This window comes from Mesorhizobium huakuii (genome assembly GCF_014189455.1).
Classification (GTDB): Bacteria; Pseudomonadota; Alphaproteobacteria; order Rhizobiales; family Rhizobiaceae; genus Mesorhizobium; species Mesorhizobium huakuii_A.
Genome location: NZ_CP050296.1, coordinates 5,715,828 through 5,738,451 on the forward strand (window position 1 = coordinate 5,715,828; position 22,624 = coordinate 5,738,451).

Sequence of the window (22,624 nt, forward strand, 5' to 3'; positions counted from 1 at the left end):
GGCAGGACAATGACCAGGCATCCAGGGCGCTTGCTGCTGCAGCTGGTGATTGCATTGGCAATCACCGTTACCGTGCGCTTCGCCTATGCGGGGGATGTTGGCGACGGCGTGGACCAGCCCGCCGCCAAGGCCGCCTTGCTCAAGGCCTATCCCGGGCTGTTCACCATCTCGGGCAATGTCCTGACCTGGACCGACGGCACCACGATGGTGTGGGACGACGGCAATACGCGCGACGCCGACGCGCTGCTGGAGAGCCCCGACATCGAGGACATGTTTCGCTATGTCTATCCCACGGCAAGTGCTGGCGCGCTGGTCCCGGCGGAGGACTTCGATCCCGGCCGTATCCGCAACGAAGCCTTCTTCGAGAAGCTCTACGGTGCAAGTGCCGCGGAAGTGGGCAAGCACATCGCCAACGTCAAATGGCTTCCGAAACTCGGCAAGACGACTGTGCAGGTCACCAGGGTTTTTGGCATCGACGACCGGCTGGGCAAGGTTTCCGATGCCCTTGAGGTCATGCCTGCGGAGCTAAGCCGTTACGGGCTCAAGCCCGGAGGCGGCTTTGTCTGGCGGTCCATCGCCGGCACAGATCGGTTGAGCGTCCACTCTTTCGGCGCAGCCTTCGATATCAATGTCGGGTTCTCCGATTACTGGTACAACAACAGAAACAAAGCCGACCCCAAGGCACACATTCCCTTCAAGAATCGCATTCCGCTCTCGATCGTCGAACTGTTCGAGAAGAACGGCTTCATCTGGGGCGGCCGCTGGTATCACTATGACACCATGCATTTCGAATACCGGCCCGAATTGCTGTTGTACAAGAAACCCGGCTGATCAGACGTCGGCGGCCGCCAGCCGTGAGGCGCGTTTGGTCGACCGAACATGCCGGCATATAAGCATCAATAACGAAGCCCCAGATTTGTGGCGCATTGCTGGCCGCTAGCAATCGCCGCACCGCAAGCCCTGCGAAGGTCGGCACGGATGTTTTCGGAGTTCAACAACTCGGCCGCTTCCGGATAACCCTCAGCCAGCAACGCTGTAACGATCTCGGCTGGACACTGGTGAATACCACCCTCTGCCAAAGCATGAGCCCGCTGGTAGATATGATCGGTTCTGATTTCATCGGCCATTCTCAGATCCCTCCCTTGATCAGCACTTTACAAACAACCCTTGAGGGGTGCTTACGTTCCATACAACCTATAAGGGAGTGTTTGCCGGCCGATCTGCCGAGCGCCGGATCAGCCTGTTCGTGGCCGTGAAGCAAGGATCACGGCGGCACCATCCGGAAATCCTTGCCTTCGGGCAGCAATTGCCCGCCATCGACGACGATGGTCGTGCCGGTGATGTAGCTGGCGTCGTCCGAGGCGAGGAACAGGAAGGCATTGGCGACGTCGCGCGGGCTGCCGAGCCGGCCGAGCGGAATGGAATCCTCCATGTTCTTGATGTAGGCGGCGCCGCGGTGTTGCTGGATGGCCTCGGTGAGGATGTTGCCGGGCTCGACGCCGTTGACGGTGATGCCGTAACCGGAGAATTCGAGCGCGGCCGAACGGATGAAGCCGTTGATGCCGGCCTTGGTCGCCGAATAATGGCCGTGGCCGGGGCTGGTGACATGCGGTCCGGTGATTGAGGAGGTGTAGAGCATGCGCCCGAAGCGCTGCCCCTTCATCGGCACCAGCGCGGCGCGGGTGGCGTTGAAGGTGCCGCGCAGATTGACCGCCATGACGCGGTCCCAGTCGTCGGTGCTGGTGTTCTCGATCAATTGCCAGGGATAGATGCCGGCATTCTGCACGATGATGTCGAGGCGGCCGTGATGCTTCAGCGCCAATGCCACCGCGGCCTCGGCGTCGCGCATTTGCGAGATGTCGGTGCCGATGAAGGGGACGCCGATTTCGTTGGCGGTCGCTTGCCCGGCCTCGGCATCGGTGTCGGCGAGCACCAGCCTTGCACCTTCTTCGGCGAAGCGCAGTGCGGTGCCTTTGCCGATGCCGCTTGCGCTGCCGATGATCAGCGCCACCTTGTCGTTTAGCCGTCCAGCCATGCGAACCGTCCTGTCATGCGAGTCTTTGACGAATGGTTTGTTTGAAGGCGTCGAGCAGCACGGCGGCCAGCACCAGCAGGCCGTGGATGACCTGGGTGAAGTTGGCGGGCAGACCCATCAGATTGATCGCCGTGTTGATGGCCGAGAGCAGCAGCACGCCGGCATAGACGCCGGGCAGGGTGCCGACGCCGCCCTTCAGGCTGACGCCGCCGATGACGACCGCGGCGAAGGCGTTGAACAGCAGGCCGACGCCGAGATTGGCGGTGGCGCCCGAGGTGCGGATCGCCAGCAGCCAGCCGGCAAGGCCGGCAATGGCGCCGGCCAGCACGAAAGCGATGATGAGGTTGCGGTTCACGCGGATGCCGGCGCGGAAGGTCGCCGTCTCGTTGCCGCCGATCATCACCAAGTGCCGGCCAAACGGTGTCTTGGCCATGATCAGCGAGAAGACGACGAAACAGGCGATGGCGATCCAGGCGGTTAGCGGCAGGCCGATCAGCCGCTGGATGCCGAACCAGCGGATGGCTGGCGCCAGATCCTGCGCCGAGCGGCCGCCCGAAATGACCAGCACCAGGCCGCGCACCCAGATGTAGGACGCCAGGGTGATGATGAAGGCGCTCATCTTGATCTTGACGACCAGAAACCCGTTGAAGGCGCCGATCAGGCCGCCGACGGCCAGCGCCAGCAGCAGCGAAACCGGCACCATCAGCCATTCCGGGTGTAGTTGCACGCCGAGCCCGATGCCTGACGAGCAAAAGAGGATACCGACCGCCATGGCGCTGAGCGCCGCCACCGATTCGACCGAGAGGTCCATATGGCCGGCGATGATGACCAGCGCCAGGCCGATCGACATGACGCCGAGCACGCTCGATGCCTCGATGATGTTGGCGAAGATGCCGAGCTGGAAATAGTTCGGGATGAAGATGGAAAAGACCACCAGCACGAAGACCAGCATGAACCAGACGAGGTTGTCGAGGACGAACTCCAGGGCTTGGCGGGTGCGAGGGTTCATGGGCTGATCCGGCTGGCGCATGCCTCCGAAAATCAGTTCGATTTTCGGACGAGGCGCGGATTGGAATTGCGGAGGATTGGCTCCGGGCCGAGAAGGCCCGGAGCGTTTCAGGCGACGTGCCTATTCGACGGATTTGACTTTGTCCGTCGGTGCCTTCTGGTTGCCCCAGAAGGCCGGATTGTCGACGTTTTCCTTGGTGATGGCCGCACCCGGGATCTTGATGTTCGGACCCCAGGCTTCCTTGGTGACGGTCGATTTCAAGCCGAGCACGTCATAGTCGCCGGGCTTGATCTCCTGCTTCTTGACGATCTTGTCCATGAACATGGCGACGGCCGCGCCTGCGCGTAGAGCGGCTGCTCGACTTCGACGTTGAGCCAGCCCTTGCGGATCAGGTCGAGGCCGACCGGCGCACCGTTCGAGCTCATCAGCATGACGTCGCCCGGCTTCTTGCCGGCGGCCTCGAGCGAGGCGACGGCGGCGACCGAGAGATGCGCGGCATGGCTGAAGATCAGGTCGATGTCGGGGTTGGCCAGCATCTGGTCGGCGACGATGGTGCCGGCGTTGCTCGCTTCCCACTGCATGGCCGGAAGCGAGATGATCTTGACGTCCGGGAACGCCTTCATCTTCTCCTCAAAGCCCTTCTGGATGTCGAGCGTGTAGGGATCGCCAGGATCGCCGAGCACCTGCAGGACCTTGCCTTTCACCGAGCCGTTCTTGGCTTTCAGCAGCTTTTCCGCCTGGTCGGCGGCGATATGGCCGATCTCGATGGTACCCGCCACCGAGGTGAAATCGGAAGGAGTCGAGGTGATCTGGCGGTCGAACTCGACCACCGGAATGCCGGCGCCGCGCGCCGCCTCGATCGACGGCTTCAGCGCATTGAAATCGACCGCCGCCAGGATGATCGCCGCCGGCTTCAGCGCGATGACGTCGTTCATCTGCGATTGCTGCGCGTCGGTCTTGTTGTCGGCGTTCAGCGTCTTAATGTCGTAGCCGACCTGTTTCAGGAACAGCTCCAGCGCGGTCACCGAGCCGGTCTGGAACTCGTCCAGCAGTGTCGGCACCATATAGTAGACGGTCCCCTTGGACTGGGCGAATGCCGGCGTGAGCGTGGCAAAGGCCAGTGCCAGGATACCGAAGACAGCAAGAAGTATTCGCTTCATGTCGTTCGCTCCTCTAGCGCCGGACCCCTCTTTTGCCCCTCAGCCCGCCGGTCCGGCACCGGCGAGCGTCTCCCCGGTGATCATGTTGATCACCGCATCGGGACTTGTTTTGTTTCTGGCGACATCGCCCGCCACGACGCCTTGCCGGATCACCACGATCCGGTCGGCGACCTGAAAGGCCTGCTGCATGATGTGGGTGATGATGACGACGCCGATGCCCTGGCTGGCCACCTGGCGGATCATGTCGAGACCGCGCCGCGTCTGCTCGACGCCCAGCGCCGCGAACGGCTCGTCGAGCAGCACCAGCTTGCCGCCCCAATGCACGAAGCGGTTGAGCTCGATGGCCTGGCGCTGGCCGCCCGAGAGATGCTCGACATTGGTGCGCAGCGACGGAATGCGGGTGCCGGCGCTGGCCAGCGCCTTGCCGACGACGGCTTCCATGGCGCGCTCGTCGAGCACGGGAATGCCGAGCACCTTCCTGGTGATCTCGCGGCCCATGAAGAAGTTCGCCACCACGTCCACATTGGTGCAGAGCGACAGGTCCTGGTAGACGGTTTCGATGCCCGCCGCCTTGGCCTCGGCCGGCGACCTGGCCAGAAACTCCTTGCCCTCGAACAGCATGCGGCCCGAAGTCGGCTCCAGCCCGCCGGCGATGATCTTGACCAGCGTGGATTTGCCGGCGCCGTTGTCGCCCAGCAATGCCACGACCTCGCCCTTGCCTATGGAAAAACTGATCCCTTTCAGCGCTTCGATGGCGCCATAGTTCTTGGTGACGTTTTCCAGCACCAGCAGCGGTTCGCTCATGCCGCAATCTCCTTGGCTGTCAGAAGATCGCGGCCGCGTTCGCGCTCTGCAGCGAACATCTGGCCGAAGCGCGGCGACAGCACGCCCGAAACCGCCAGGGCGGCGGCGCCACGCAACACCGAATGTTGCCCGCCGCGCGCGACCATGACCCGGGGCGTCGTTCGGTCTTTGCGTGCCGAGACGGAGTTGTGCAGGCCGCCGGTCGAACCAGCCAGCCGTTCGAGCAGGTCGGTGGACGCCAGCCCGCCGAGGATGACCGTTTCAGGGTCGAACAGGTTTTCGATGACGGCGATGGCATTGTGAAAGATCGGCGCGACTTCCGCGACCCAATCGGCCTCTGTGCCGTTCCAGCGCCGGAGCGCCTCGAGCGAGAGGTATCTTTCGAGGCAACCCCGGTTGCCGCAGGGACAAGCCTCGCCGCCGGGAACGACAGGGATGTGCCCGACCTCGCCGGCATTTCCCCAGGCGCCACGCTGCACGCTGCCGTCATGGACCATGACGCCGCCAAGACCGACGCCGAAATAGAGATAGTAATATTCGGAGAATTGGGCGCCGAGGCCGTAGAGCCGCTCACCCATGGCCGCCGCCGCCATGTCGGTCTCGAAGAAGGCCGGCAGTCCGGTCGAGGCCGCCAGCCGTTCGCGCAGCGCCACATCCTTCCAGCCGGTCATGGTGGTCGGGCCGACAAAACTCATGGATTCGACACCGAACGGCCCGGGCAGGGCGAGGCCAACCCCAAGCACCCGCCCGCCAGCCCGCAATCCGGTCAATTCAGACACCATCGCGCCGATCAGCTCGAAGGCGTGGTCGGGCGTTGCGTTCGGCGCCTCGCGGTAGGCGCTCTCGATCACGTCGCCGCTCAGATTGATCAAAGCGGCATTGATGCCGAGCGGGGTGATGTGGATGCCGACGGCATAGCCGCCCTCGGGATTGATCCGCAGCGTCGCCGGTGGCAGGCCGCGCCCCTTGGGTTCTTCGCGTACGGAGAGGATGTAGCCCTGTTCCTCCAGTTCGCGAACGATGGTCGATACGGTCTGGACGGTGAGGCCGACGCGGCTGGCGATCTCGCCGCGGGCGATCGGCCCATGCAGGCGGATGGACTCCAGCACGATGCGCCGGTTGTACGGCCGCCCGAACTCCTGATTGGTCCCCCGCAATGCCATGCCTTGCGCTCCCGGTTGACGCTAGGTTCGCATCAAAGATTTATTCAGTCAAATGGAATTCAAAAATAAATTGAAAGGCAGCGCCTACCCAAGGAAGGCTGCAAGCCGCGCCCGGCTTAGGACCTGTTTACCTGTCGCCCTTGGCCGATTGCCGCCATAACGAAACCGCTTCAATGGTGGGCAAGCCTCGCAACCGTTGAACACAGCATGGAGTAGAGATGATCGAACTGCCGTTTGCCCGCGACGAGTACCAGCAGCGGCTACGCAAGATCCGCGCCGAGATGGCGAAGCGCGGTCTCGAACTCCTTATCGTCAACGACGTCGCCAACCAGCACTACATCACCGGCTATGATGGCTGGTCGTTCTACACGCCGCAGGTGGTGCTGGTTCCCTTGGAGGAGGTCGAGCCGGTCTGGATCGGGCGCGCCATGGATGCGGCCGGCGGTCTGCTGACGGCCTGGATGAAGCCCGAGAATGTCGTTGGCTTCCCGGAGGATCACGTTCAGCGCGCCGACCGCCACCCCATGGACTGGATCGCGAGCTGGATCGTCGCCAAAGGATGGGGAAACAGGCATATCGGCATCGAACTCGAAGCCTATTATTTCTCGCCGAAAGCGCATGCCCGCCTTGTCGCCGGCCTTCCCAACGCGAAATGGCACGACGCCGATCTGCTGGTGAACTGGATCCGCGCGGTCAAATCGACACCAGAAATCGCCTATCTGCGCAAGGCTTCGACCTTGGCCGAAGCGGCGGTGGCGCGGGCCTACGAGGTGATCGCGCCTGGCGTGCGCGAATGCGATGCTATCGCTTCCATCCAGGCGGCGCAGATCGCCGGCAGCCCTGACTTCGCCGGTGACATCACGGCACTTCCGCCGACAATCCTCGGTGGCGAGAATGCTTCGGCCCCGCACATCATGTGGAGCGATCGGCGGTTCGGGGACAACGAGACGATTGCGCTGGAACTCGCCGGCGTCTGTCGCCGCTATGCCGCGGGGTTGGCGAGAACGATGCAGCTTGGCAAGACGCCGACGCGTGTCGCGGATACGGCGAAGGCGGTGATCGAGGGCATGGACGCGGTGCTCGATGCGGTCAGGCCGGGAACGACGGCCGAGGCGGTCGAAGCTGCATGGCGCAAGGTCATTCAGCGCTACGGACTGAAGAAGGAGTCACGCATCGGCTATTCCATTGGCGTCGCCTATCCGCCGGACTGGGGCGAACATACGATCAGCCTCAGGCCGGGTGACAAGACGGTGCTTCAGCCCGGCAACGTAATCCATTCTATCCTCGGCATGTGGATGGACGGCTGGGGCATCGAGGTCAGCGAGACCATTCTGGTCACTGAAACCGGCCATGAGACCCTGACGAAGTTCCCGCGAGAGATTCATGTCAAATCCTGATGGTTCGGCCATGGCAGGCGGTGCTGCGAGTCCCGGTGCAGTCGATATCGACTCTGCAATTCTCGACCAGATGATCGAGATCCGGCGCCATTTGCACCGCAATCCGGAACTGTCGAACCGCGAGCAAAACACACAACGCTATCTCAGGCAGATGCTGGCCGGCGAGGGAATCGCCGACATTCGCGACGTCGCGGGCTTTGGCCTTGCCGTCGATATCGTTGGCACCGGCAAGCCTTCGAACCGAAAGATTGCCATTCGCGCCGACATCGATGCGTTGCCCATCGAGGAAGAGTCCGGCGTCGACTATGCCTCGGCCAATCCCGGCGTCATGCATGCCTGCGGTCACGATGCCCACGCCTCGATGGGCTTCGCGGTTGCCGCGCATCTGCAGAGATCAAGGGCCGATTTTGGCGGGACGGTCCGCCTGATCTTCCAGCCGGCCGAAGAGGACTCGCCCTCGGGCGGCAAACGTGTGGTGGAAGAGGGGCTGCTCGACGATATCGATGCCGCAATCTGCCTTCACGTCGATCCGTATACGCCGTCCGGCAAGATCGCGGTCCGTTCAGGTCCTTACACTCTGGCATGCGATACGTTCGATGCAATTGTCATCGGCGAGGCCGCCCACGCGGCCAAACCCTATGAGGGCATCGATGCGATTGCCGTGGCCTGCTCCATGGTCGGCGAATTGCAGAAGATCGTCTCGCGCGAGATCGACCCCCTATGATCCCCTGGTCATTTCAGTCACCGGCATCAATGGCGGCAGCGCCTACAATGTGATCGCCGGCAAAGTGGCTCTGAAAGGCACCATCCGCAGCGGCAGTGACGCGACCCGAGAGCGGGCCTGGCGCCGCGTTCGCGAAATCCTGGAGGGCATGGCGGCGAGCCACGGCGCCAATGTGCAACTCGATATTCACAAGGGCGAGCCGGGTGTCGTCAACGACGGCGGGATGGCGGAACTGATCGCCGCCAGCGGCAGGTCCTGCATCGGCGCCGACAATGTTCTCAACACACCCGGATGGACCATTGCCGACGATTTTGGCTACTACAGCGAGAAGCGCCCATCGGTCTACTTCCGCCTTGGCATCCGCAACGAGGCGGTCGGATCGGTCTTTCCGCTTCACCATCCCAAATTTCGCGTCGACGAGGCCGCCTTGAAAATCGGCGCGGCCACGCTGGTTGCGGCGGCAACCGGATTTCTGTCGGCGCAGCCGGAAAATACCGACTGATCAAAGCGATCCAAAGATCGGCTCGTGCACGGCTTGCACGAGCCGGTGACATGCTTGTTTAGTATTTGATGACCTGGCGCTCGACCAACACCACGGCACAGAACAGCACGATCGACAGACAGGACGACAGCACGATCGCCGCGTAAAGCCGGTCCGACTGGTAGTTGAAGCTCGCCTGGATGATCAGCGCGCCGAGGCCCTTGTCCGAGCCGATCCATTCGCCAACGATGGCGCCGATGACCGCCGTCGCCGAGGCGATCCTGAGCGAGGAGAACAGCATCGGCAGCGCGCGGGGCAGGCGCAGGCTCCAGAAAATCTCCGAACGGGTCGCCGACAGGACACGGAACAGCTCGTGCTCATTGTCGCTGGCCGAATCCAGGCCGCGGATCATGTTCACCAGCGTCGGGAAGAAGCAGATCACCGCCGCGATGACGATCTTCGGCGTCATGCCGAGCCCGAAGATCAGGATGATGATCGGCGACAACGCCAGGATCGGAATCGTGTTGAAGAACAGCACGATCGGAAAATAGGTGGCCTGCAGGATGCGGTTGTGCACGAACAGGACCGCCAGCAGCACGGCGGCAAGATTGCCGATGACGAAGCCGGCCAGCGCCTCGATCAGCGTCGGCCTGAGATTGTCCATAAGCAGCGCGAAATTCTTCTGGAAGACGCCGAAGATTGCGGTCGGGGTCGGCACGATATAGGCCGGCACGCCGAGCAGCGGCAGCAGATACTGCCAGGCGAGAAGCAGTGACGCCGCGCCGAGAACGGGCAGGGCTATTGCCATTTGTGGCGAGAGCGGTGCGGGCCTCATGATGCCTGCTCCAGCGCGGTCCGCAGCTCCGCCATGGCGGCGACGATTGCCGGGTCTTCGCGCGTGCAGCGGTTGCCGTCCTGCTTGAGCGGCCGCAGGTCCAAATCCCTAACCAGCCGCCCCGGATTGGCGGCCAGAACGATAACCCGTTCGCCGAGATAGGCGGCTTCGGCGATCGAATGGGTGACGAACAGGATCGTCGTGCCCGTGCGCCGCCACAGGTTTAGCAACTCGTCGTTGAGCCGGTCGCGGGTGATCTCGTCCAGCGCCCCAAACGGTTCATCCATCAGCAGCAGCTTCGGCTGACCCAGCAAGGCGCGGGCAATCGCCACACGCTGGCGCTGGCCGCCGGAGAGTTGATGCGGCAGGCGCTCGCCGAAGCCGGCCAACCCCATCAGCTCCAGCAACTCCTCGCTGCGGTCCTCGATCTTGCGGGTCAGGCTGCCCTGCCCGACGCCAAGCGGCAGGCGCACATTGTCGCGCACCGTGCGCCAGGGCAGCAGGGTCGAATCCTGGAAGACGAAGCCGACATCGCGGCGCGAGCGCACCGCATGCGGCGTGTCGCCAAGCACGCTGATTGTGCCGCCGAGCGGGTCGAGCAGGTCGGCGACCACGCGCAGCAAGGTCGACTTGCCGCAGCCGGACGGCCCAAGGATCGACAGGAAGGAGCCGGCCTCGACGCTGAGGTCGAGGCCGGAAAGCACCTTGACGGCCGCCTGGCGGCCGCCATAGCCGACATCCAGCCTGCTGGCTTCGATCGCGTTCGCCATCAGGCGGCGGGCGCGTCGAGCTTCGGCCGGTCGGCAGCCGAAAGTTCGAGGATCTTGGTGGTGTAGACGTCGGCCGCCTTCGGACGTCCGTTCGGGTACTGACCGACCTTGTCGAGCAGCGCCAGCTGCTCTTCGATCGAGGCGGGGTCGAACGTGCCCCAGCCGTCCTTGGCCGTCGCGCCGTCGAAGGACAGTTTCAGAACCAGGTTGACGGTCTTCTCTTCCCAGCCGAGGTCCATTTCGGGGTAGGCGGCGACCATCTTCTTCACCGCCTCCTGCGGGTTGGCATGCACCCAACCCCAGCCCTTGGCGACCGCGCCGATGAATTTGGCCAGCGTGCCCGGGTCCTTTTCGATCGCCGCGTCGGTGGCGAAATAGACATCGGCATAGGAATTCAGGCCGAGGTCGCGCACCAGAAGGTCGATGCGGTCGTCGCCGACGACGCTGAGCGCCTGCGTGTTGGTGATCCAGCCGCCGATGGCGTCGACATCGCCACGCACCAGCGGCCCCTTGTCGAAGCCGACATTGATGACGGTGAGGTCGGACGCGCTCATGCCGTTCTTGGCCAGGATCTCGTCCATGACGAAACGCGCCGTCGGCTGGATGCCGATCTTCTTGCCCTTGAGGTCGGCCACGCCCTTGATTGGATTCGAGGCCTTTGAGGTGAGCGCGTAGGGGCCGGTGCGGAAGCCGCAGGCGATGATCTTCACCGGCACGCCGCTGGCGCGTGCGGCAAACAGCTGTGGCGTTTCGGAGAATTGGCCAAGCTGGGCCGCGCCCGAAATCACCGGCGGCACAGTCGAGGCGTTCGGACCGCCCGGGCTGAATTCCACCTCGAGCCCGGCATCCTTGAAATAGCCATTGGCGACAGCGATGATGTCGCCGATCTGGCCGTTGGACATCAGCCAGTCAAACTGGATGACGACCTTGCCGGCGGCCTTCGCACCCGGCGTCAGCACCAGCTGCATTCCGCCCGATGCCACGGCAACTGCCGCCAGACCGGACTTCATGAAGCTGCGGCGGTTCATGTCGTAATTCCCATTCATTTTTCGCTCCTGTTGCAAGACTGTCTCGTCTCTTCATTGCGCGCCGTTCCCTTGGCGCGGGTCGTCTACGGCTGTTCGTCGTGGTAGTCGCCGGGGCCGCCGTCGAGCCAGGCGTAGAGTTCCCAAAGCGTGTCGTCCGGGTCGGTGAAATAGGCGCAGCGCGCATTCCAGACGTAGTTTTCGGGCGGGCCGTAGAACGGCACGCCCTTTGCCATCAGCTCGGCATACAGCCGGTCGATCTCGTCGGGCGCGTCGAGCTGGACGGCGACGCAGACCTTGTGCGCATGGCGCGGCGACTTCAGCTTGGAGACGCCGGCATGCTGGCCGATATGGTCGATCTCCCAGGCCGCCAGCGTCACGCCCTCGCTGTGGAAGTCGGCGAAACCCTCGGCGCGGCGTCGCAAGCGGAAGCCGAGCTTGTCGACATAGAACTCCACCGTCCGCTCGATATTCTCGACGAGAAGGCAGACGTCGGAGATGCGGGTGATGCTGGCGACAACCATGCTCATTTCCCGCCGCCGGTGCGTTCGCCGCGAGCAGACGGCAGCTTGACGCCGACACGGTTGGCCGCGCCGATGATGTGCGCGCGCATCGCGGCCTCGGCTTTTGCCGGGTCGCCGGCGACCAGCGCCTCGTAGATACGCACGTGTTCGCCGACATTGACTTCCACCAGGTCATGCAGGGGGTTGGTTTGCCGGGCGTAATAGATCGAGCGGCGGATCTGTTCGCAGACGAAGGAAATGAAGGTGTGGATGTAGCTGTTGCCGGTCGCCCGGGCGATCTCGCGGTGAAACAGCAGATCGGCGTCGATGCTGCCGTCTTCCCAGCGCTCCTCGCCGCTCATCCGGTCGAGCGCGGCCTTGATGGCATCGAGATGCTCCTGCTCGCGGCGTTCGGCGGCAAGGGCGGCGGATTCCGCCTCGAGGATACAGCGCAGCTCGAACAGCCGCTCCATGTTCTGCCCCTCCTTCAGCGTCTCGCGGTCGATGCGGATCGCCGCGCGCTGCTCCGGCGCCAGGACGAAGGAGCCGATGCCTTGCCGCGCCTCCACCATGCCGTCGGCACGCAATTGGGCGATCGCCTCGCGCACGACGTTGCGGCTGACGCCGAATTTTTCCGAAAGTTGCTGCTCCGTCGGTAAGAGGCTGCCCGGATTGAGGTCGCCGGACTCGATCTCGCGGCTGAGGAACGCCGCGACCCGATGCGGCAATGCCTCGACAGTGCCGATGGCGGCCAGTCTTTGTTTCATGAAAAAGTCTCCGTCGCGGGAAAGAGGCAGCCGGGATTCATCAGCCTGTTCGGATCGAGCGCATCTTTCAGCGTGCTGACCAGTCGGCGCTGGACTGGTGACAATCCAGCCCAATAGACGCGTTGGCGCGTGCGTCCGATGCCGTGCTCGGCGCTGATCGAGCCGCCGAGCGCATTGGTGATGTCGTAGAGCCCGGCGGTGATGGCCGCGCCCCTGGCGCGGGCGTCGAGCTCGGCCAGCTCGAGCGGCGGCAGGACGTTGAAATGGATGTTGCCGTCGCCGGCATGACCATAGGCCTGGGAAGTCCACCCCGGATGCTGCAGTGCGATAAGATCGCGGGCCTGGGCGATCAGCGCGGGAATGTCGGAGATGCGCACCGACAGGTCGGTGCGCACGTGGTAGCCGCGCTTGGCCTGACCCTCGACCAGCCCCTCGCGAATGGCCCAGAACGCTCTGGCCTGTGCGCCGCTTTCGGCCAGAACGGCGTCAATGATGAGTTGTTTTTTCCATTGTGCCGGCGAGGAAACTCACCAGCAGGCTGCGTAAATCGATAGCCGCACTCGACGACAATTCGATCAGCACATGGACCGGCGCATCCACCGGCGTGACGATGTTCGGGTCGACGAGCCGCGCCAGCTCCATGCATTCCGCGCCGATGATCTCGAAGGCGGATATCAGGTCGGAGCATTCGCGCCGGGCTTGCCTGAACAGTGTGATTGCGGCCTCGAATGAGGGAAGGCCCAGATAGGCGGTTTCGACCCTGCCGGGTTTCGGAAACAGTTTGACCTCGACGCCGGTGATGATGCCAAGCGTGCCTTCGGCGCCGATGAAGAACTGCTTCAGGTCATAGCCGCGATTGTCCTTGCGCAGGCCGGAAAAGCCGCTCCACAATTCGCCATCCGGCAGCACGACTTCCAGCCCGACGATGAGGTCGCGGGCCATGCCGTAGCGCAGCACGTTGACGCCGCCGGCGTTGCTCGCGGCATTGCCGCCGATCTGGCAGCTGCCTTGCGCGCCGAGCGCCAGCGGAAACAGGCAGTCCTGCTCGTCTGCCGCATCCTTGATGTTTTGCAGGATGCAACCGGCATCCGCCTGCAGCATGAAATTGTCGGAGTCGACAGAGCGGATCCTGTTCAACCGCTCCAGGCTGATCACCACCGCGCCGTGCGCCGTGCCGATGTCGATCGCGCCCGCCACAAGCCCGGTGTTGCCGCCCTGCGGGATCATCGCCAGCCCAAGCGTGCCGCACAGCCGCACCGCGGCCTGAACCTCGGCGACCGACGCCGGTTTCAGCACGGCAAGGGCGCCGCCACGATGATCGCCGGACCAGTCCACGAGGTATTTCGCCATGTCGGCCGCATCAGCAGCCACGCCGCCTTGCCCCAGGACATGCTCCAAGGCAGCGAGAACGTCAGGCGAGATGCCGTGAATGGTCATTATCGGGTCGGCACTGATGTTGTGGCGTATGGTTATACATATCATCCTACAACTGGAATTGTGTCAACACCGGCAGGGGCGAACCGCCGTGGACAAGTCGCTTGCCAGCACGTTGGGATGAGGTGCTGGCTAGGTCGCTGCTCAGAGAGGAGCCGAAGCGGTCGGCTGACAGTCGAGGCCAACACGGACAGCGATCACCCAGATCCGGATTGCCTGCAGAGCAGGGCAGATTTGGTTCGAGAGGTATTGATGCCGATCAGGTCAGGGCTGGCGCAGCTCAGAGGTATTGGGCGACCTTCTTGCCGACGGTGAGGAAGCGCAAGGGGTCGATCGCTTCGCCATTATGGCGCACTTCATAATGCAGATGCGGGCCGGTCGATCGACCGCTGCTCCCGGTCTTGCCGATGACGGCGCCGGCGTCCAGTTTCTCGCCAACAGTCACGTCGATTTCGCTGAGATGCCCGTAACGGGTCGCAAAGCCGTTGCCGTGATCGACCTCGACCATACGGCCATAGCCGCCGTTCCAGCCGGCCTTGGTGACGATGCCGGGTGCCGTCACCTTGGCTTCCATGCCGATCGGCGCCCTGAAATCCATGCCGGAATGCAGCGCCGCGGTGCCGAGGATAGGGTCGGTGCGCACGCCGAATGGGCTGGTGACGGAATGGCCGGGGGCGGGGTTGGCAAGCGGCAGCTGGCGCGCTTCCTTCTTGAGATGGTCGAGCGTGTCCAGCGCTTCGTCCAGTTCCTTGACCTTGCTGTCGAACATCATCGAACTGTTGAGCGGGATAAGCGGTCCGCCGACATCGCTCTCGTTCTTGCCGAAATCGCTGTCGACCGGCAAGCCGGCCGCTTGAAGTGCCTGGGTGATCGCGTCGGCGCTCTTGTAGGCATTGTCGGCGAGCGTATTGATGCGGCTAAGCTGCTCGCTCTCGATGGATTTCAGCGACTGGTTGATGGAGACGAACAGTTTGTCGGCACGATCGGCGGCTGAATCATTGGGCAGCGGCTCCGAGCGGGTCGACCACAAGGAGAACGGCCTGGTGTCGGCAGCGCCGAGGTCGGCGCTCAGGCTGGCCACTGCGTAGTTTTGCGCGGGCTTGGTGATGCTGCCGGTCACCTCGGCATGCTTGTCAGGCTTGGCAGCGGCTGCCGGATCTTCGGCTGGCGCCGTTCCGACATCATTTTCGGCGCGTTCAAGCAGCGGGCCGAGACGGCCGTGACGCTGGCTAAGCTGCGTCTGGCGTTCAATCAGTTCGCTGACCTTGTTTTCCATCAATTGCTGGTCGAGCAACTGGCGGCTGGTGATGCGGTCGACCTGGGCGCGAAGTGCTGAAATGCGGTCTTCGTAGGCCTGCTGCATGCGCGCCTGGCGCGCGGTGGTGGCGCCGATCAGGTCGTCGCGCAAAACGAGATAGGACGTAGCCAGGAGGTAGCCGATGGCAATGGCGGCTAGGGCTGAGCCGATGAATGCCGCGAGCCAGGGCCGGATCGTGAAGTGCCTGATCTCATTGCCGCGGGCGATGATGACCGTGTGGGGTTCCTTGCGCCTGCCGAAGACTGCGGACTGACCGGTTGCGTTCACGGGACCAAGCTTTCGTTTACGACACCACGACTGCTTGATTACACATTATTAGGGTTAACAAAGGCTTGCCGGGTTACCTGCGCGACGAAGAATGCACGTGGCGCGGGCTAAAGGTTGCATGAAAACGGGCAAGGAAGCGTGCGCAACGCCACGAAATCATTGGCGATGAGCACCAATCTGCTGGCAGCAGAACGGCCTGTCGCCGTCGGATTAAGGTCTAGGTTTCCTTAACTGTCTTCGATTGCGTTTAATTGACGGTTTTCGATTAAAAGCGTGGCGGGGTTTGGGATTCATTATGGCGGCAGCAATGCTGAGCGACCTGGTTGGCAAGATCCTCGACAAGTTGTCGGGCGCCAGTCTGCTGGCGACCGGGCTTTTGCTGATGACTGCCCTTGTCAGCGCGCTCGTGGCCTATTGGCGCACGGTCGAGGAGAAGAGCTGGAAGGAGTTCTTCGAGTTCGTCGTTCCGCACGAGGTCATCACCCATCCGTCGGCGAAGGCCGATTTGCTGTTCTGGGTCACGAAGAAGGCGCTGATGCCCTTCCTGATGCTGCCCGCCGGAATTGTCTTCGTCACGGCGGTGGGCTACGCCACCAATTGGCTGTTTTCGACACTTTTCCAGTTCCAGCCGCCGCTGGTCGAGGGACCGGCAGGGCCGGTGACGGTGCTGGTCTTCACCATCACCATGCTGCTCGCCTACGACATTTCCTATTATCTCTATCACGTTGCCCAGCATCGCTATCCCGTACTTTGGGAATTGCACAAGGTGCATCACTCGGCCGAGGTGATGGTCGGCATCACCAAGGACCGCGTCCACCCGCTCGACGAGCTGATGAATCGAGCCTGGGACGGCGTCATCGTGGGCGTCTGCTTCGGCATCTGGTCGCTGATTTCGCTGAACCTCGTCGAACTGACCGTCTTTGGCGTCAACGTCTATGTCATGCGTAACATCCTGATGATGGATTTCGTCAGGCACACGCACTTCAAGATCTCGTTCGGCCCGCTCAACAATGTGGTCCTGTGTCCGCATTGGCACCAGCTGCATCACAGCACCGATCCACGCCACTACGACAAGAATTTCGGCCTGCTCTTCTCGTTCTGGGACCGGCTCTTCGGAACTTTGTGCGTGCCGAAGCCCGACGAGGACTTCAAGTTCGGGCTGGTCGACCGCGATGTGCGCGACTACCAGTCGCTCGCCGGCCTCTATGTCATGCCGCTGAAGCGGATGTGGAGGCACATCGCCAGACGCATCCGGCTCGGAAAGCCACGGACCTCACGATCATCGGAGGAAGGGACACGGCCATGAACGCTCCCTTCGTGCTCGCCATCCCGCGGACACGCACCTTTGAAGTTGTGACATCGGCGGAACGCCTGGCCGAGATCGCACCGGCCTGGACCGTGCTCTGGCGGCGAGCCGGCGGGCTTGTCTTCCAGCACCCGGACTGGATCGCGGCCTGGTGGCGCACCACCCCGCATCAGGAGCGACGCACGCTCAGGATCGGGCTTGCCTGGAACGGCGACCGGCTCGATGGCGTGATAGCGCTCGCTACTTTCAAGCGCTCCGGCATCCGCATACTCGAATGGGCGGCGAAGGATCACAGCGACTATGGCGATGCGCTGGTTGCGCCCGACAGCGATCCGCAGGCGATCGCCCGCCTCTGGCAGCATGTTTTTGACCAGGGCGGCTTTGACCTGATCTATCTCAACCGTCTTCTGCCGGATGCCAGTGTTCGTGGCCTCCTGGACCCGGCCTATGGCAAGGCGCTTCGGCCCAACCACCGCAGTGAAATCAGCTACCGTGTCGCGGGTCCCTGGCAGAGTGGGGCGGAATGGTTCGAGACGCTGTCCAAGAAGGCCCGGCAAAACTACCGTCGTGGCCGCAAGTTCATGGAGGAAGGCGGTGCATTGCGTTTCCGCCTGCTGGATACGGACGAGCCGCGCGAACCGGTGCTTGCGCGGGTCGCGGCGCTGAAGCGCGTCTGGCTCGTCCGGCATGGCCGCGTTTCGGACCTGTTCGACAAGGGCTCGCCCGTTCTCGCCGCGCTTATTTCGGTGCTGGCCGAGCTCGGGCTGTTGCGCATCTTCGTGCTGGAGCTTGACGACACGATCGTCGCCGTCTCCATCAATTTCGAGCAGCACGGCACGATGATGGCTTTCGTCACCACCTATGATCCCGAATATGAGCGCGCCTCGCCGGGTATGGTGCTGATGATGGATTATATCCAGTGGTCGCTCGACCGTGGCCTTGCCAAAGTTGATTTTCTCTGCGGCGGCGAGGATTTCAAGCGGCGCTTCGCCACCCAATCCGTCACGCTGTCGTCGATGATCGGCGCGCGTGGCCTGCGCGGTCATCTCGCCGCGCTGGCCGATCGTGTGAGCCATGTTGCGAAATCCTGGCGAGCGCAGCGGCAGCCGAAGCCGAAGGCAGAAACACCCGACGAGTAAGGACGCCTCATTTCGGCGCGACCGGAATTGCGCGACGCTCAAAGCGCGCGAACGGCCTCCAGCACCTCTTCCGCGTGGCCCTTGACCCGGACCTTGCGCCAGATCCTGGCGATCCGCCCGTCACGGCCGATGAGGAACGTCGCCCGCTCAACGCCCATGTATTTGCGGCCATACATCGATTTTTCGACCCACAGATGGTAGGCCTCGATCACCTTGCGCTCCTCGTCGGCGGCGAGGTCGATGGTGAGGCTGTATTTCGATTTGAACTTGTCGTGCTTCTTGACGTTGTCGGGGGACAGACCGATCACGACGGCGCCGGCCTTCTCGAATTCGGGTTTCAGTTGCGAAAAGCTGATTGCCTCTTGCGTACAGCTCGTCGTGTCGTCCTGCGGATAGAAGTAGAGGACGACGGGTTTGCCGGACGAGGACGAAAGGCTTAGAGACCCGCCACCATCCCGGGGCAGGTCGAACTGCGGTGCGGGATCGCCCACGTCGAGGTCAGCCATATCGATGCCCTTGTTTGAGGTTACGCGCGAAGCCACACCGATATAGTGTCGACCGGGGATTCGTCCACGAGCGAATTTGTACAACGGAAGATTGCGTGGATCAGGAGCAACCGCAGCACGAGAAGATCAGGTTCAGGCGTGACGAGATCACCGACCTGGGCGCCCTGCCGTCCGCGTGCCGCGTTCCACCGCTCGGTCAGGCGTCGATCGGCCGCGGCTTCCGCATCCTGTCGCGCGTGTTTGCCGGCGTGGTCGCGTTCATGCTGCTGGCCGCGATGGCCATCTATCTCATCGGCCTTTCCGGCATCGGGTCGGACCGGCTGCGCATCGAGGCGGAAACCGCCATCGAGAAACTCGCCGGCGTCGATGTCCATGTCGCGGTCGGGCCGGCCCGCATCACGCTCGACAGTTCGAGCTTCGTCGCGCTCCAGGTGAGCGATGTCAGTCTGGAGACCAGCGACGGCAAGCCCATGGCCGATGCCGGCCGTGTGCGCTTCGGCGTCCGCCTGATACCGCTGCTTTGGGGTGACGTGCGGCTGACCAGTGCCAGGATCTCCGATGCCCACATCGTCACGGCGGCGATGCCGTCCGGCGGCGACTGGACGGCCGAATTGCGCAATGAGGACGGCCTTGTCGATCCAGAGAAACTGTCCGCCGCGGTGTTCGGCAACATTCATCGTGCGCTCGACGCCGTGCGGGAAGATTCGCTGCGCCGGATCGACCTCAGCAATGTCGAATTCGTGCTGCCCGAAACCGGAGCCATCAAACGGATCAAGATCGCCGACGCCAGCGTCGTACAGTCGGGGCCGGGCGGCATGGCGTTTTCCTCCGAGGCGGATGTCGATGGCAGAAAGGTCACCCTTGCCGCTACCGCGACCCGCGATATCGCGGCGCACCGCGTGACGGCGCTGAATGCAAGCATCGATCTGGCGGCTGACGAAACCGCGGCCGGTGCCGGGAAGTTGGGTGCGGTCGCATTGAAGCTGACAGGATCGGAAGGAGCCGGCACCACGGCGTCACGGCTGACGGCCGCCCTGTCGTCGACGGGTTCCGTGCTCGATCTTGGCACGCGCGGCTTGCTGCCGGCCGATTTCGACGTCGATGCGACGCTTGTCGACGGCAGCAACAAGATCCAGGTGGACAAGCTGCTTCTGAAAACCGGTCGGTCTTCTTTCGATTTCGCCGGCTCGATCGGACCCAAGCCTTCGACCGGCGCTGCCGGTGAGGAGCCTGCTTATCGCTATGACCTGACCAGCGACGGGTCCACCCTGGCGCCATCGGAATCGCCCGAGCCCGCGCTGACCTTCCTCGCCCGCATTGCCGGCGTCTATCAGACCAGAAGCCATAAATTGGTGGCTGAGCAGATAGCGGTTCGGTCCGCCGCTGCCGGCGAGGTGCTCGGCACCGCGGCTGTGGCTTTCGTTGACGGCAAGGCCCCCGGGATCAATCTGGCGCTCAACGTGCATGACATGCCGGTCTCGCACGTCAAACAGCTATGGCCGTGGTTTTCGGCACGTAATGCGCGGCTCTGGGTGCTGAACAATTTGTTCGGCGGCCGCGTCGTCGACGCCAATCTTCAGTTCCAGGTCGTGCCGGATCGCCTCGGCAACGGCGTGCCGCTGTCGGTCGACGAGGTGTTCGGCCGCTTCCAGATCGAAGGGTCGCGTTTTGACACCGCCGGCCGCATTCCGCCGATACGCGACGCGGTCGGCGTCGTCGCCTTCCACGGCAATGACGTCGATGTTTCGCTCTCCTCGGGCACCGTCTTCATGCCCAGCGGCCGCACCGTGGCGGCCAGCAACGGCACACTGAGCGTCAAGGCGGCGAACCACCCGCCGGTCATCGGCGCACTCGACATCGATGTGGAGGGGGAGGCGCCGGCTGTCGCCGAACTCGCCTCCTACGAACCGATCAATGCCATGCGCCATGTCGGCTTCCTGCCGGAGGATCTGTCCGGCAGCGTTACCGGCCATGTCAAAGCTGACATTCCGTTGCAGTCCGGCGTCGACACCTCGAAACTCGACTGGCTGGTGTCGCTCGACTATACCGGCCTGTCGCTGGCCAAGCCATTCGATGGACAGACCGTGACCGATGCCGACGGCTCGATCACAGTCGATCCCGAAAAGGCAGTGATCTCCGCCAAGGCATCGCTGAACGGCATTCCGGCCGAACTCGATCTTGTCGAGCCGCTGGCGGATGATGGGCCGGCGCGCAGCCGCAAGGTGGCGCTTGTGCTCGACGACAAGATCCGCGCCGCCGCCATGCCCGGCCTGACGCCGCTTCTGGGCGGAACGGTGAAGGTCGCGATCGACAAGAGCGGCAGCGGCAACCAGAACGTCTCGGCCGACCTGACCAATGCCAGGCTGGACATTCCCTGGGCCGGCTGGAGCAAGGGGGCAGGGGTTCCAGCCAACGTCACCTTCGTCATGACCAAGGCCGGCGACACCACGACACTGTCCGATTTCGACCTTGATGGCAAAACATTCTCCATCGAGGGCAGCATCGTGCTGGTCAACGGCGCCCTGTCGTCGGCCAAATTCAGCAAGGTCACTCTGAACCGGGGTGACGATGTCGCGATTTCGGTGAAGCGATCGGGCAAGGGTTATGCGGTCGACATCAATGGCAACGCACTCGACGCCCGTTCGCTCATCAAGCAGTTCACGTCCGATGTGGACACCGCAACCAAGACGACCGGAACAGACAACATTTCGGTCAGCGCCGACGTCGAGCAGCTCACCGGCTTCCACGATGAGCAGCTGTCCAATTTGAAGCTCGACTACAGCGCTGCGGGTTCAAGGGTGAACGGGCTGAAGGTCAGCGCCACGGCAAGCTCGGGCGCTGCCATCACCATCAGCAACACCACAGGCGGTGGCCAGCGTTCGCTCAACGTGCAGTCAGCGGACGCCGGCGCGATCCTGAGGTTCCTCAATGTCTACGAGCATATGGAAGGCGGCTCGATCACGCTGGCGCTCACGGGGGCCGGCGACGGGCCGATGAAGGGCAAGGTCGACACCAGCAATTTCTTCATCGTCAACGAACCAAAACTCGCCTCCATCGTCTCGACCACGCCGGCCGGCGACAACCGCAGCCTCAACCAGGCGGTCAAGGGCAATCTCGACACGTCGCGGGTGAAGTTCGAGCGCGGCTATGCCGAGATCGAGAAAGGCAGCGGCTATCTGAAGCTGGCCAATGGCGTGCTGCGCGGCCCGCGCATCGGCACGACGTTCCAGGGCATCCTCTACGATCAGAACAACAATATGGACATGACCGGCACCTTCATGCCGGTCTACGGCCTCAACCGCATCTTCGGCGAACTGCCGATCGTCGGCGCGCTTCTCGGCAACGGCCGCGACCGCGGCCTGATCGGCGTCACCTATAGGCTGAGGGGCAATGCCAACAAGCCGGTGCTCGACATCAACCCGCTGTCGGTGATCGCGCCGGGCATATTCAGGTCGATCTTCGAGTATCGGTAAACCTGCCATGTGCCGCCAAAACCCACGCCAGGTTCCAGCCTTGATGTCGCACCATCGGCCAATCACGGGCTTGGGACTTGCAAAAGCCATGCTTTGCCGTCAGCCTGAGTGGGCTATGGCTCGGCTTTCGCCAAAACATCTTTTGGTCATGCTGCTCGCGGTCTTCCTGACTGCGGGGTTCAGCCTGTCCGCTGCCCAGGCCAGCATCATGTCAGTCCGCATGGCGGGCGCAATGGCGATGCCAGGCGATACGGGCATGGGCAAAATGGCCGAGACACCCATGAAGGGCGATTGCAACGCCTGCCTGAAGGACACGAGCGATAAAGGCGGGCCGATGCAGTGTCCGCCGATCTGCATAGCGCCAGCGCTTGCCCTGCTGCCGCAGGATTTCAGGGTAACGCCGGTTCCTTCGATGCAGCAGCCATCGGCCTTGGCCACCCCGTTCCTTCACGGGCGAAGTTCTCTGCCCGATCCTTACCCTCCCAGACCCAGCGCCTGACGCCGTTTC

The 22,624-nt window shown here is 63.2% G+C and carries 20 protein-coding genes and 2 pseudogenes; 8 read left to right on the forward strand and 14 right to left on the reverse strand.

From position 1 onward, the window contains the following. The first annotated feature begins 9 nt into the window (after nucleotides 1-9). Nucleotides 10-831 (forward strand): M15 family metallopeptidase, encoded by an 822-nt coding sequence (locus tag HB778_RS27650; RefSeq protein WP_183458538.1) that lies wholly within the window; start codon nucleotides 10-12, stop codon nucleotides 829-831. A gap of 65 nt (nucleotides 832-896) precedes the next feature. Here HB778_RS27650 and HB778_RS27655 read toward each other — a convergent pair whose 3' ends face one another. The 6 genes and pseudogenes from HB778_RS27655 to HB778_RS27680 all read right to left on the reverse strand — a co-directional run bounded on the left by HB778_RS27655 (nucleotide 897) and on the right by HB778_RS27680 (nucleotide 6,171). Further along, the gene (locus HB778_RS27655; protein ID WP_183458539.1) at nucleotides 897-1,127 is read right to left on the reverse strand and encodes a hypothetical protein; all 231 of its coding nucleotides are present in this window, start codon (nucleotides 1,125-1,127) and stop codon (nucleotides 897-899) included. Nucleotides 1,128-1,264: 137 nt separating this feature from the next. Continuing rightward, nucleotides 1,265-2,035, reverse strand: coding sequence for an SDR family NAD(P)-dependent oxidoreductase (locus HB778_RS27660; RefSeq protein WP_183458541.1), 771 nt, complete (start codon nucleotides 2,033-2,035; stop codon nucleotides 1,265-1,267). 13 nt (nucleotides 2,036-2,048) lie between these two features. Next, nucleotides 2,049-3,044: an ABC transporter permease gene (locus HB778_RS27665; protein ID WP_183458543.1), complete on the reverse strand. Its 996-nt coding sequence runs from the start codon at nucleotides 3,042-3,044 to the stop codon at nucleotides 2,049-2,051. 120 nt (nucleotides 3,045-3,164) lie between these two features. Next, nucleotides 3,165-4,204: pseudogene (locus HB778_RS27670) on the reverse strand (sugar ABC transporter substrate-binding protein). A gap of 39 nt (nucleotides 4,205-4,243) precedes the next feature. Then, nucleotides 4,244-5,008, reverse strand: coding sequence for an ATP-binding cassette domain-containing protein (locus tag HB778_RS27675; protein ID WP_183458545.1), 765 nt, complete (start codon nucleotides 5,006-5,008; stop codon nucleotides 4,244-4,246). After that, nucleotides 5,005-6,171 carry an ROK family transcriptional regulator gene (locus tag HB778_RS27680; protein ID WP_183458547.1) on the reverse strand — a complete coding sequence of 389 codons (1,167 nt, stop codon included), beginning with the start codon at nucleotides 6,169-6,171 and terminating at the stop codon, nucleotides 5,005-5,007. The genes HB778_RS27675 and HB778_RS27680 overlap by 4 nt, the downstream gene beginning before the upstream one ends. 218 nt (nucleotides 6,172-6,389) lie before the next feature. Here HB778_RS27680 and HB778_RS27685 point away from each other — a divergent pair, with 218 nt between their 5' ends. Genes HB778_RS27685 through HB778_RS41740 form a run of 3 tightly spaced genes read left to right on the forward strand, consistent with a single transcriptional unit; the run spans nucleotide 6,390 to nucleotide 8,794 of the window. Beyond that, nucleotides 6,390-7,568 (forward strand): M24 family metallopeptidase, encoded by a 1,179-nt coding sequence (locus tag HB778_RS27685; RefSeq protein ID WP_183458549.1) that lies wholly within the window; start codon nucleotides 6,390-6,392, stop codon nucleotides 7,566-7,568. After that, nucleotides 7,555-8,292: a M20 metallopeptidase family protein gene (locus tag HB778_RS41735; RefSeq protein ID WP_244661646.1), complete on the forward strand. Its 738-nt coding sequence runs from the start codon at nucleotides 7,555-7,557 to the stop codon at nucleotides 8,290-8,292. The genes HB778_RS27685 and HB778_RS41735 overlap by 14 nt, the downstream gene beginning before the upstream one ends. Beyond that, nucleotides 8,219-8,794 carry a M20/M25/M40 family metallo-hydrolase gene (locus HB778_RS41740; protein WP_244661647.1) on the forward strand — a complete coding sequence of 192 codons (576 nt, stop codon included), beginning with the start codon at nucleotides 8,219-8,221 and terminating at the stop codon, nucleotides 8,792-8,794. Before HB778_RS41735 ends, HB778_RS41740 begins: the two co-directional genes overlap by 74 nt. 58 nt (nucleotides 8,795-8,852) lie before the next feature. Here the strand turns inward: HB778_RS41740 and HB778_RS27695 are convergent, their stop codons facing one another. From HB778_RS27695 to HB778_RS27725, 7 genes and pseudogenes are all read right to left on the reverse strand, one after another. Beyond that, nucleotides 8,853-9,608 (reverse strand): ABC transporter permease, encoded by a 756-nt coding sequence (locus tag HB778_RS27695; protein WP_183458551.1) that lies wholly within the window; start codon nucleotides 9,606-9,608, stop codon nucleotides 8,853-8,855. Continuing rightward, complete coding sequence (locus HB778_RS27700; protein WP_183458553.1) at nucleotides 9,605-10,378, reverse strand: ABC transporter ATP-binding protein; 774 nt, start codon at nucleotides 10,376-10,378, stop codon at nucleotides 9,605-9,607. The genes HB778_RS27695 and HB778_RS27700 overlap by 4 nt, the downstream gene beginning before the upstream one ends. Beyond that, nucleotides 10,378-11,406, reverse strand: a complete 1,029-nt coding sequence (locus HB778_RS27705) for an ABC transporter substrate-binding protein (protein WP_183465248.1) — start codon at nucleotides 11,404-11,406, stop codon at nucleotides 10,378-10,380. Before HB778_RS27705 ends, HB778_RS27700 begins: the two co-directional genes overlap by 1 nt. A gap of 83 nt (nucleotides 11,407-11,489) precedes the next feature. After that, nucleotides 11,490-11,933, reverse strand: coding sequence for a VOC family protein (locus HB778_RS27710; protein WP_183458555.1), 444 nt, complete (start codon nucleotides 11,931-11,933; stop codon nucleotides 11,490-11,492). Then, nucleotides 11,930-12,673 (reverse strand): FadR/GntR family transcriptional regulator, encoded by a 744-nt coding sequence (locus HB778_RS27715; protein ID WP_183458557.1) that lies wholly within the window; start codon nucleotides 12,671-12,673, stop codon nucleotides 11,930-11,932. The genes HB778_RS27710 and HB778_RS27715 overlap by 4 nt, the downstream gene beginning before the upstream one ends. Continuing rightward, a pseudogene (locus HB778_RS27720) lies at nucleotides 12,670-14,110 on the reverse strand (FAD-binding oxidoreductase). Before HB778_RS27720 ends, HB778_RS27715 begins: the two are co-directional and overlap by 4 nt. Nucleotides 14,111-14,387: 277 nt before the next feature. Further along, nucleotides 14,388-15,692, reverse strand: coding sequence for a M23 family metallopeptidase (locus HB778_RS27725; protein ID WP_183458558.1), 1,305 nt, complete (start codon nucleotides 15,690-15,692; stop codon nucleotides 14,388-14,390). A gap of 307 nt (nucleotides 15,693-15,999) precedes the next feature. Between HB778_RS27725 and HB778_RS27730 the strand changes: the two genes are divergently transcribed. Both HB778_RS27730 and HB778_RS27735 read left to right on the forward strand, forming a co-directional pair. After that, complete coding sequence (locus HB778_RS27730; RefSeq protein ID WP_183458560.1) at nucleotides 16,000-16,998, forward strand: sterol desaturase family protein; 999 nt, start codon at nucleotides 16,000-16,002, stop codon at nucleotides 16,996-16,998. Continuing rightward, nucleotides 16,995-18,137 carry a GNAT family N-acetyltransferase gene (locus tag HB778_RS27735; protein WP_183458562.1) on the forward strand — a complete coding sequence of 381 codons (1,143 nt, stop codon included), beginning with the start codon at nucleotides 16,995-16,997 and terminating at the stop codon, nucleotides 18,135-18,137. Before HB778_RS27730 ends, HB778_RS27735 begins: the two co-directional genes overlap by 4 nt. A gap of 38 nt (nucleotides 18,138-18,175) precedes the next feature. On the opposite strand, the gene HB778_RS27740 is transcribed toward HB778_RS27735, so the two are convergent. Then, the gene (locus HB778_RS27740; protein ID WP_183458564.1) at nucleotides 18,176-18,643 is read right to left on the reverse strand and encodes a peroxiredoxin; all 468 of its coding nucleotides are present in this window, start codon (nucleotides 18,641-18,643) and stop codon (nucleotides 18,176-18,178) included. A 95-nt stretch (nucleotides 18,644-18,738) separates the two neighbouring features. Between HB778_RS27740 and HB778_RS27745 the strand changes: the two genes are divergently transcribed. Next, nucleotides 18,739-22,116, forward strand: a complete 3,378-nt coding sequence (locus HB778_RS27745) for a DUF3971 domain-containing protein (protein WP_183458565.1) — start codon at nucleotides 18,739-18,741, stop codon at nucleotides 22,114-22,116. A gap of 148 nt (nucleotides 22,117-22,264) precedes the next feature. Further along, the gene (locus HB778_RS27750; RefSeq protein ID WP_244661648.1) at nucleotides 22,265-22,615 is read left to right on the forward strand and encodes a hypothetical protein; all 351 of its coding nucleotides are present in this window, start codon (nucleotides 22,265-22,267) and stop codon (nucleotides 22,613-22,615) included. Nucleotides 22,616-22,624: the final 9 nt, after the last annotated feature.